The 11604-nt window shown below is 36.5% G+C and carries 8 protein-coding genes and 1 pseudogene; 5 read left to right on the plus strand and 4 right to left on the minus strand.

Annotated features, from left to right (window positions below):
- Positions 1–129 precede the first annotated feature (129 nt).
- From AT685_RS05300 to polA, 5 genes and pseudogenes are all read left to right on the plus strand, one after another.
- Positions 130–1889: pseudogene (locus tag AT685_RS05300) on the plus strand (sodium:solute symporter family protein).
- A gap of 341 nt (positions 1890–2230) precedes the next feature.
- Complete coding sequence (locus AT685_RS05305; protein WP_072151836.1) at positions 2231–4603, plus strand: hypothetical protein; 2373 nt, start codon at positions 2231–2233, stop codon at positions 4601–4603.
- 99 nt (positions 4604–4702) lie between these two features.
- Complete coding sequence (locus tag AT685_RS05310; RefSeq protein WP_143713136.1) at positions 4703–5179, plus strand: hypothetical protein; 477 nt, start codon at positions 4703–4705, stop codon at positions 5177–5179.
- Positions 5180–5202: 23 nt separating this feature from the next.
- Positions 5203–5535 carry an AtuA-related protein gene (locus AT685_RS05315; protein WP_072151837.1) on the plus strand — a complete coding sequence of 111 codons (333 nt, stop codon included), beginning with the start codon at positions 5203–5205 and terminating at the stop codon, positions 5533–5535.
- A gap of 34 nt (positions 5536–5569) precedes the next feature.
- Complete coding sequence (gene polA, locus AT685_RS05320) at positions 5570–8362, plus strand: DNA polymerase I (RefSeq protein ID WP_072151838.1); 2793 nt, start codon at positions 5570–5572, stop codon at positions 8360–8362.
- A gap of 23 nt (positions 8363–8385) precedes the next feature.
- Here polA and AT685_RS05325 read toward each other — a convergent pair whose 3' ends face one another.
- From AT685_RS05325 to AT685_RS05340, 4 genes are all read right to left on the minus strand, one after another.
- Entirely contained in the window at positions 8386–9597 is a 1212-nt protein-coding gene (locus tag AT685_RS05325) for an acetate/propionate family kinase (RefSeq protein ID WP_072151839.1), read from the minus strand.
- A 22-nt stretch (positions 9598–9619) separates the two neighbouring features.
- Complete coding sequence (locus tag AT685_RS05330; protein ID WP_072151840.1) at positions 9620–10000, minus strand: GtrA family protein; 381 nt, start codon at positions 9998–10000, stop codon at positions 9620–9622.
- The gene (locus AT685_RS05335; RefSeq protein WP_159420486.1) at positions 9991–11118 is read right to left on the minus strand and encodes a glycosyltransferase family 87 protein; all 1128 of its coding nucleotides are present in this window, start codon (positions 11116–11118) and stop codon (positions 9991–9993) included. The genes AT685_RS05330 and AT685_RS05335 overlap by 10 nt, the downstream gene beginning before the upstream one ends.
- A 53-nt stretch (positions 11119–11171) precedes the next feature.
- Positions 11172–11604 (minus strand): 3-hydroxyacyl-CoA dehydrogenase family protein (locus AT685_RS05340; RefSeq protein WP_234696253.1); only part of this gene is annotated, 433 nt, incomplete at its 5' end.

The raw sequence follows: 11604 nt of genomic DNA on the forward strand, positions 1-11604 counted from the left end.
ACAAATCGCGTTCATCCAACAAGAGCAAACAATAAACATATTCAGCTAAGGAAAATTGTTCATAAGGCAATTGCAGAGGCAATTTCATCACCTTAAATTTTTAGTTTAAAAAACAAAAACAAGTGTCAAATGCATCTTATTGACTGGGCTATCATTGTTTTATATTTTGTTTTAAGCATTGGTATTGGAATTTACTATTCAAAAAGAGCTGGTAAAAACATAAGTGAATTTTTTCTCTCGGGGAGAAACCTACCTTGGTGGCTTGCCGGGACATCAATGGTTGCAACGACATTTGCTGCCGATACACCTCTTGCGGTGACCGAGCTTGTCGCTAAAAATGGAATAGCTGGAAACTGGCTTTGGTGGAACTTTCTCTTCGGTTCAATGTTGACTGTCTTCTTCTTCGCAAGGTTATGGAGAAGAGCTGGTATTCTAACAGATGTTGAATTCGTTGAACTAAGATATTCTGGTAAACCGGCATCCTTCCTTCGCGGGTTTAAATCACTTTATCTTGGTTTGTTTGTTAACACTGTGATAATTGGCTGGGTAAATGTTGCGATGATTTCAATCCTTACAGGATTTTTTGGGGTTCCAGAGGAGATGGTAAGATATTATGTCTTTGGTGCTATGTTGATAGTTGCAATTTATTCTGCTCTTTCGGGGCTTTGGGGGGTTGCAGTTACAGATGCGGTTCAGTTTGTAATAGCAATGTCAGGCACAATAATTCTTGCGGTGGTTGTTGTTAATCTACCTCAAATAAATGGAATCGCTGGGTTGAAAGAACGTCTCCCGGAATGGGTTTTTAAATTTACGCCTGTTATCGGTGCTGAAAAGGAAATCGCCTATGGTGGGGTTTTGGCTTTGACAATCCCATCTTTTATCGCTTATATTTTTATTCAATGGTGGGCTTCTTGGTATCCAGGGGCTGAACCAGGTGGAGGCGGTTATGTTGCCCAAAGAATGATGTCAGCAAAAGAAGAAAAACATTCTTTACTTGCGACTCTTTGGTTTACCGTTGCACATTACTGTATAAGACCATGGCCGTGGATAATTGTAGGGCTTGCAACTATTGTTCTCTACCCTGAACTCGGGATTGATGATAAAAAACTTGGATATATCTACGCAATGAGAGATTTTCTCCCCACAGGATTAAAGGGTCTGCTTGTAGCTGCGTTTTTTTCGCCGCTTATATGTCAACCATAGCAACGCACTTAAACTGGGGCACATCTTATGTGATAAACGACTTCTATAAAAGATTTATAAAAAGAGATGCAAGTGAAAAACATTATGTCTTTATATCAAGGATTGCAACGCTTCTTGTGATGATTGCCTCTGTTTTGATAACCCTGATAATAAAAACGATTTCAGGGGCATGGCAATTCATAATTGAAGCAAGCGCTGGGCTTGGGCTTGTGTTGATTTTGAGATGGTATTGGTGGAGAATAAATGCCTGGAGCGAAATTGTCGCAATGATTGCTCCCTTTTTCGGTTACGCTTATATAAAACTTTACACAAAAATAAGTTTTCCCGAGACGCTTTTCTATATCGTTGCTTTTACAACGCTCTCCTGGCTTGTAGCGACATTTATAACAAAACCCGTTGATAAGGAACATCTTATCAATTTTTATCGCCGTGTTCATCCAGGTGGGATTGGATGGAAAAAAGTATCTCAACTTGTCCCGGAAGTTAAATCTGATCCTGGGTTTATCTATTTGTTTATTGATTGGATAAGTGGTGTTGTTTTAGTTTACATGATGTTGTTTGGAATTGGCAAGATAGTTCTTGGCGAATATCTTGGTGGTGTGATTTATATTTTGATTGGTCTTTCTGCTGGATTGGTAATTTACTTTGATTTATCAAGACGTGGGTGGGAAAAAGCTATTGAATGAAATTGCGGATAAATTTGTGATTTAGTCTTTTTAAAAATATTTACGCCCCACAAAATTTTTACAAATCCCCCCATTATTCATTCATGGGGAAGCTCTGTAGCTATATTGAACATAATTGTGTCAGATTTATGTCATCGGCAAGATTTTAAAAATTTACAACTGAAAAGTTTTTGAAAATTAGCGATTATGGAAAACAAAATTTGTTTGGTTATGCTCTTTACATAAAGAAGCGGGGGGATGAAAAGGCTTAAAAAATCTATTTATAACTTGCTCTTTTGGATTTGTGTTCTTAAAATAGTTCAAGGAATTTCATGTTTAGATAAAAAGCTTACTTTGAATCAATGAAAATCTTTATACTTTCGGTTTTGCTATTAACTTCACTTTTTGCTCAAAATATCACGCATGAAAGAAAAAACTCCCAAAAGTTTAAAGATACCCTCTGTGTAAGATGGCTTGATCCAAGATTCGGGGAATTCCCAGATGCTTCACTTGTTGATTTTAGTTTTCTTTTAAATCCCCCAGCAGGTCAATTTGGATTTGTAAAGGTTGAGGGAGATGGACATTTTTACTTTGAAAAAACTGGAAAAAGAGCAAGATTTTGGGGTGTGACGATCGCTGGAAGCCATGTTGATATACCAAAGGAAAAAATTGAAACCGTTGTTGAGGTTCTCGCTCGTGCTGGATGTAATATAATAAGATTGCATGAACTTGATAACAGAGGCGGAGAAAAATTCGGCATAGTAAGAAGGAATATAATTGATGAATCTTATCCGAATGAGAATAATTCAAGAAATCTTGAAAGGGAATATCTTGATAGGGTTGATTACTGGATTTATCAGGCACAAAAACGAGGAATTTATATCTATCTTGTTCTTCGTGCATATAGAACATTTAAAGTTGGTGACGGGATTGAAAACGCTTCAAAAATGGAACGGAAAGGTTCACCTTATGGGCTTTTTGATGAAAGAATGATTGAACTGCAAAAAGAATTTATTGATAACCTCCTTTTTAAACATGTCAATCCGTATACGGGCATACCTAATGGATTAAATCCAGCCATTGCGATGATTGAACTCATAAATGAAGATAGTTTCTTTTTTCAATATGATAAACTTGACGAGATGATTGAACCATATAAAACGAAGTTTTTGAATCTTTGGGTTCAGTTTCTTCGGGAAAAGTATGTAAGTACCGAAAATTTAAAAAAGGTTTGGACTACAAAGGATGGTTTTTTAGTTTTGAACGAGGATGAATCTATTGAAGAAAATAAAATTTATTTTCCGAAGTTAAAATTGAGAAAATTTAACGAAGTTGATTTTGATGGCAGGGACTGGACGATGGAACATCCGTTGAGGCAGAAAGATGGTGTTGAGTTTTTAATGTCGCTTCAAATAAAACTTTTTAGAAATTTAAAGGAATTCATACGCTCAAAAGGATGCCCCATACCATTGACCGCAACAGTTAACAGTGAGTTTATAAATGATACATATACCGTTGCATCTGAACTTGATTTTATTGGACAAAATATGTATATGGATCATCCCTTTTTTGAACATGATTTGGATTGGGTTGGTGTTCCTTTTTTCCGAAATGAAAATTATCTTAAAAGAAATGATAGATGGAGTTTCCCTGTTTATTCAAGTTTTTATGCTTGGGAGAAAAAGCCAGTTGTAATTCGTGAGTGGGCTTTGTGCTATCCAAATGAATATAGAGTTTCAAGTTTGATTCAGGTTGCTGTATATTCTTTGCTTCAAGATTATGACGCTTTGATTTATTTTTCTTTTTATACTTGGGGTGATGTTAATCTTTGTTCTCCGTTTGGGTTGCAATCTGACCCAACAAGATGGGGCTTATTTGGGTATGCAGGCAAAATTTTTATCAATGGGGAAATAGAGCCGTTTCAAAAAAAGATAAACTTATGCTTTCATCCCGAAGATTTGAAAACATGGGCTGATTGGTGGAATGAAGTTTATAAATTGTCTTATAATTTTATGTTGAGAAACAAGGTTGTGGATAAGTTAGACAAGAGCAATCTTGCAAGTCCATATGAGATTAACATTTTCATGAGAGATATTTTCAGAAATGAAAATGTTAAAAAATTCGTTGATTCATTGGCGAAAGTTTCTTACAAGCAGGTTAAAATTGACTTTACAAATGGAGTTTTGCTGGTAAATTTAGAAACTTTTAAAGCGATCGCTGGTGAAATAGATACATTAAAAGTTTATGAACTTGGTGATTTTAAAATAAAATCTTGCAGTCCTATCTCAGCGGTTATTATATCAAGTGTTGATAATTTGCCTTTGAGTATCTCAAATAGGTTTGCCGTAAAATTTTTATCTATTGCCCGAAATCGGGGTCAAATTTTTGAAAAAATAAGCGATAAAAAATTTGCTTTGAGAAATCAAGGCGGAGCACCTGTCCAGACATATGGGGAAAAATCTGATTCTGGGGTTGAGATATGGAAAGGGGGAAGAAAAGTAATCAAATGTTTTATGAGGAACGGAAGTTTTGAAGTTGTGATTGATAGAAGGAGAAAGCAGGTGTTTGTCTTTTGTGATACTCCGAATATAAGGTTTGAGATAAGCAATGAATTTTTCAAGTTCGGGAGAGTTGTAAAGTTCTATCAGGAGATCGGAGGTGAAATTTATGGGGAAGTTGAAGCGAATGGACAGTTTGTATATTCTGGTTTTTCAAAATATGTGATGATTTATTAACAGGTGAATTTGAGATATCGTCGGGAATGTGTTTTTTCTTTCTCACATTTTTATTAAATTTTAAAAAACAACATAAAAAACCAAAGTGAAATGTATGGGATGAAAAACCTAATCCGTCTTTTTCAGAGGAATTTAACTTTGAGGCATTTTTGGTTAATTTTGTTTCTTCTATTCCCTTTAAATTTGAATTCTCAAAACAAACTTGGTCTTGGCGTTTATCTTGGTGTTCCAACTGGCGTAACTGGAAAATATCTTCTTTCGCGATCAAACTCTGGAGATGTTTTACTTGCGTGGAGATTTAATGATGCTTTTTTTGTGCAGGGGCATTACAACTTCAATCTTTCCGAGATTGAAAGATATAAAAATGGTGTGTTTAATTTTTACGCTGGGGCAGGTCTTTTTTTCAAAGCGGTTTCAAAGGGAGACGATTCGTTTGGTGTGAGTGGGAACATCGGGGTTAATTATTTTTTAAAACAAAAGTATGAGTTTTTCCTTGAACTTTCTCCGAAACTTGGTCTTTTCCCTGGAACTGGATTTGATTTAACTGGAGGAATTGGATTTAGGTTTTATCTCTAAAAATTAAGTTCCTATACTGATGGATGAAGAAAGTGAAACTTCTTCAAATAGCTCATGCGAGATCAGGGGACAAGGGAAATTCAGCCAATATAGGGCTTATTGCACGAAAGCCTGAGTATTATAAAATTCTCGTTGAGAAAGTCACACCTGAGGTTGTTAAGAAACATTTTGAAGGCATTTGTCTTGGTGAAGTTGAAAGGTGGGAATTGCCAAATTTATATGCGTTGAATTTTTTATTGCATGATGCGCTTGCAGGGGGTGGAACTGTATCCCTGCGAAATGACGCTCAAGGTAAAACGCTTGCTTACGCTCTTTTACGACTTGAGATAGATGTCCCGGATGATTTTGAAATTTAACTTATTTAAAAAGCAAAGGTATTTTTATTAAGCAATGGCAAAAAAAGAAAAACTTTTTCTTCTTGACGGAACTGCGCTTGCGTATAGGGCTTATTATGCATTTATTGGGAGACCGCTTGTTACATCTGGTGGAATGAATGTAAGCGCAATTTACGGTTTTACAAATTCATTGATCAAGATTCTTGAGGAGGAAAAACCTGATTACATCGCTGTTGTTTTTGATTCAGGTCAGCCAACCTTCAGACATGAGATGCACCCTGAATATAAAGCAACTCGTGAGAAAATGCCCGAGGATATGGCAATTCAACTTCAGAAATTGAAAGAGGTGATTGAAGCTTTCAATGTTCCAATTATTGAAGTCCCGGGATACGAAGCTGATGATGTTATGGGAACGCTTGCGAAAGTTGCTGAGTCAAAAGGGATTGAAACATATCTTGTCACGGGCGATAAAGATTTTCTTCAGCTTGTTTCACCAATGGTAAAAATTTACAAACCAACGAAAGGACTTGCTGATATTGAGATAGTTGATGTTGAAAAAGTTAAACAAGAATGGGGAGTTACCCCAGAGCAAATTGTTGATGTGCTTGGGCTTATGGGAGATAAGGTTGATAATGTCCCGGGAGTTCCCGGAATAGGTGAGAAAACAGCAATTCAGCTTATAAAAGAGTTTGGCTCAATTGAAAATCTCATCCAAAATGTTGATAAAATTCCAACTCAGAAGATAAAAGAAAACATCAAAAGCTCTATAGATAAGGCTAAGCTGTCAAAAGCTCTTGTCACAATAAAAACGGATATCCCACTTGGTATAGAAATTTACTCGCTTAAGGCTAAGGAACCAAACAGAGATAAGCTTGCTGAACTTTTTTACGAGCTTGAATTTAAAAGCTTGATAAGAAAGCTTGGTCTTACATCAGCAGTAAGAGAAGTTGAGGAGGAAAAGGTTGAGGAGGAGAAAAAGCCGATAAAATATGATTCAATAAAAACCAAACCGCATCAGTATCATATAATTAAAAGCATTGACGAATTAAAAGAGCTTGTTGAAAAGTTAAAGTCGTCGGATTTGGTTTCATTTGATACGGAATCAACGGGGATAGAGCCACTTAATGCAGAACTTATAGGAATGTCATTTGCGATAAAGCCCGGGGAGGCATATTATCTTCCTGTCTCGGTTGAAACCGAAGCTTCAGATTCTCTCTTTGAGCCAGAGAAGAAGAAAAAAACATCTGGGATAGAGCTTGAAACAGTTTTAAAATATGTTAAACCAGTTCTTGAAAATCCGGTGATAAAAAAGTGCGGGCAAAATTTAAAGTATGACATTCTCTTGATGTCAAAATATGGAGTCTGGATTGAGGGGATAAGTTTTGATACGATGGTTGCGGGATATATCCTTAACCCTGAAAGTTCCCACACACTGGAGGTTCTTGCGAAGGAATATCTGAAGTATCAGGTGATACCTATTTCACAGCTCATTGGCGAAGGACGTTATCAAAGAAAAATGAGCGAAGTCCCGGTTGAAAAGGTTGCTGAATACGCCTGTGAAGATGCCGATATAACTTTACAACTTGTTGATAAACTCAAAGATGAACTTGAAAAGAGAGATCAATTGAAACTCTGCGAGGAGGTTGAATTTCCACTTGTTGAGGTTCTTGCCCATATGGAGTTCTCAGGTGTTAGATTGGACACCGAACTTTTAAGAGAGATGAGCAAGGAGCTTGATAGAATGCTTGATAATTTAACTCATGAAATTTATCATCTCGCAGGTATAGAGTTTAATATAAATTCACCTCAACAACTTGCGGATGTTCTTTTCAAAAAGTTGAAGCTTCCACCTGTTAAAACAACCAAAACGGGTTATTCAACCGATGTTGAAGTTCTGGAGGAGCTTGCCAAAGAGCATCCTATTGCGGAGAAGCTGCTTGAATATCGCCAAATTCAAAAGTTGAAATCCACTTATGTTGATGCACTTCCAAAACTTGTAAATCCAAAAACCGGTAGAGTTCATACCTCGTTCAATCAAACTGGAACAGCTACAGGTAGGTTATCAAGTAGCGATCCGAATCTTCAAAATATACCAATTAGGACGGAGATTGGGCGGGAGATAAGAAAAGCTTTTGTACCTTCCGAGGCGGACTGGTTTATAATGTCTGCGGATTATTCACAGATTGAACTTCGTATAATGGCGCATCTATCTGGGGATGAAAATTTGATCTCTGCTTTTAGAAAAGGACTTGATATTCACTCATCAACTGCTGCAAGCGTTTTCGGCGTCAAACCAGAGGATGTAAATTATGAGATGAGAAGAAAAGCTAAGGAAGTTAATTTTGGTATTATGTATGGCATAAGTCCGTATGGGCTTTCACAACGGCTTGGGATTCCGCAACCAGAGGCGAAAAAAATAATTGATACATATTTTCAAAAATTTCCCAAAGTTAAAGAATATATTGATAAAACTATTGAAGAAGCCAGACAAAAAGGCTATGTCACAACATTACTTGGGCGAAGAAGATATGTGCCTGATATAAATAGCAGAAATAGAACCGTTCGGGAATTTGCGGAAAGAACAGCTATAAATATGAGAATTCAAGGAACCGCAGCGGATTTAATAAAACTTGCAATGGTTAGAATTTATAACGAGATGAAGAAGCGAAAATTTAAATCTAAAATGATTTTACAAGTACATGATGAGCTTGTTTTTGATGTTGCTCCCGATGAGATTCATACTTTGAAAGAAATAGTTCAAGATAAAATGCAAAACGCACTCCAACTTGATGTACCTCTCGTTGTTGAACTTGGCATAGGTAAAAATTGGTATGAGGCACATGAGTAAAAATTACTAAAGTGGCTAACTTTTTATTTTACATCAGAACAATTACTTACTATCTCTGCGGTATCAAGTGCTATTACAAGTTCCTCATTTGTTGGGATTACGAGAACTTTGACTTTTGAATCATCTGTTGTTATAATTTTTTCTTTCTCTGGTGAGTTATTTTTTTCATCGTCAATTCTGATGCCAAGGAATTCAAGTCCTTCGCAAACTTTTTTCCTTACATCTGGGCTGTTTTCTCCAATTCCTGCTGTGAAGACGATAGCGTCAACCCCTCCCATTACAGCAGCATATGCACCGATGTATTTTTTTACACGATAACAGAAAACTTCAAAGGCAAGTTTTGCTCTATGATTTCCATTTTTCATCTCGTTTATTATCTCACGCATATCGCTACTTATACCTGAGATTCCAAGAAGTCCACTATGTTTATTTAAAAGCGCATTTATCTCAGACATCGTTAATCCCTCTTTGCTCATTATGTAAAGGACGACCGCAGGATCTAAATCTCCAGAACGTGTCCCCATAAGCAAACCTTCAAGAGGTGTAAATCCCATTGTTGTGTCAACTGAAATACCGTATTTCACTGCCGACATACTACAGCCGTTTCCGAGATGTGCAGTTATGAGCCTCATTTGTTCAAATGGAACTCCAAGTATCTCACCAGCTCTTTTTGAAACATATCTGTGCGAGGTTCCATGGAAACCGTATCTTCTGATTTTATATTTTTTGTAAAGTTCGTAAGGCAAGCCATAGATGAAGGCATGTTCGGGCATTTTTTGATGGAAAGCGGTATCAAAAACTGCGACCTGAGGTGTCTTAGGAAGAAGTCGCTTGCAAGCTAAAATTCCACGAAGATTGTGCGGATTGTGAAGTGGAGCAAGTTCAATATTTTCTTTTATCTTTTCAATTACTTCGTCTGTTATCAAAACTGAACCTGAGAAAGTTTCACCACCGTGAACAACACGATGTCCAATTGCCTCAATCTCTGATTTATCCTTTATCACCCCATGATTTTTGCTCAAAAGAACAGCTATTACATATTCAATAGCAATGTTATGGTCAAGTATCTCAGCACTTATTTTAACCGTGTCACCATCTGCTCTGATATGGGTTAAAACAGCATCATCCATCCCTATTCTTTCAACTTGACCCTTGGCAAGAACCTCGCGAGTTGAGGTCTGAATGAATTGATATTTGATTGAAGAACTTCCTGAATTCAGGACGAGAACTTTCATGTCTCCAAGCTAAATTTAGTTTTCAAAATCTAAATGTGAATTTATAATTTGCAAAGAAATTCCATAAGGTCACAGCAATTGTGGCAAATCCTTTTGAGATGTAAAAGTTCAACTTTATCCTTCCGTGAAAAAGATAAACGATGAGGTTGTTCAGCAACAGACCAATTAATGAAATAAGAAAAAATTTGCCATATTGAACCAAAACCGCAGGATCTTTGCTTTGAAATGTCCATATCCTGTTAAGTATATAATTGTTCGTCGCAGCAAGCGTAAATCCAAGACTATTTGCGATATATTTTTGAATTTTCAATTTCTCCTTTGAAATGAATGTGACGCTGAAATCAACTATTACACCTGTGAACCCAACAATGCTGAATTTTATAAATTTAAAAATTAACTCCATCTCAATTCCTCACTTAATTCAAACTTATCAAAAAGAAGTTCATATGTTAGTTTCACCCAAATGAAGATACATGGAACGGCTTTTAAGACATATGGGATAACGAGCAAGTCCCGTAAAAATTTCGGAAATATATCAGTTGGTGAAAGCGAAGTGAAAATGAAGGCGAACACAAGCAAAGCAAAATTTTCAATTTTTTTCCTTTGCGAAAAATACCAGATGGCAACACCTAAAATTGCAATTACATAAGTCGGAGATTCCGCTTTATGATTGAAGATAACTGACCAGATCAAAATTGACGCGAGATAAAGAAATCTAAAACCAAAGTTTTCAAAATTTTTGAATTTGATGAGTGGCAAGATAAGAAAAACAATACCAAAGAAAGTGATATAAATTTTAGGAAACTCAAGCCCAAACCATGACTTCAGCCATCCCGAGACAGATAGTCCTGTGGAGGCGGAATAATCCCATCTTAATAGATTTAACCAACTTGAGTAGAGGAATTTTAACTGGTCAAACGAGATGGCGACAAGAGGGATAAACGCAAGAATTAACATCCAGAAAGTTGCGTAAACTATTGATTTTAATCTCTTAGGATAAAGCATGATCAAAAGAAAACCAAGAGCGCCGAATATCTTTATATAAGTAGATACAGCAAGGAAAAGTGTAGCGATGAAGGGCTTGCCTTTTTCAAAAAATACGAAAGAAAGGATGAACAGACCAGCGACAATGCCATTGCTTTGCTCATTTTGAATTGATGTTAAAAGTTCAATTGCGGAAAACAATAAAATAAGAGATTTGATCTCGTCGTTTATGTTTAATGCTTTGACAGCTAAAAATAAAATCAGTGAGTTAGCAAGGTTCCATAGAAGTAAACCAGCCAAATCAGGTAAATATGCAAATGGAAACATCATCAATGCAAATGTTGGGCTATATTTGAAGTAATCCCAGTGTTCATCAGGGTATTCAATGTAAAGGTCTTTATTATGAATCAGGTGAAAGTATGAGTATTTAAAGGTTAAAAAGTTATTGTAATGGGTATATTGTCTTCCTGCAAATTCTTGTGGACCGATAAAGTAAGAGTGTAGCCCGGCAGAAAGTGCAAGAAGAATGTAAATCAAAAGGAGCGTTTTTAAGTTTAAGAGATATTGACGAAACTTTTCAAAGACGTTTTTCAAGTTATTTTCCTCCCAAATTCATCATATTTGAAGAAACCTTCGCCTGTTTTCTTTCCAAGTTTACCCTCTCTGACAAGTTTTCTTAGGAGGGGACAAGGTCTATATTTTTCGCCAAGTTCTTTGTAAAGTGTTTCCATCCAAGTTAAAACTTCATCAAGCCCCATTGTATCCGCCATTTCAAGGGGTCCCATCTGGAAGTTATAGCCAAGTTTCATCGCTGTGTCAATTCCTTCTGCTGTTGCGATCCCCTCCATTAAAACATGCATCGCTTCATTTAGCATTGGCACTATGACTCGTGTTGTCACAAATCCTGGGTATTCATAAACCTCAACCACGGTTTTGCCGATTTGTTCTGCGAAGGCTTTAACTTTTTTAAATGTCTCATCAGATGTTTTCAGAGCACGGACAAGTTCAACAAGTGGAACTTTA

It is taken from the genome of Candidatus Kryptobacter tengchongensis (assembly GCF_001458555.1).
Taxonomy (GTDB): domain Bacteria; phylum Bacteroidota; class Ignavibacteria; order Kryptoniales; family Kryptoniaceae; genus Kryptonium; species Kryptonium tengchongense.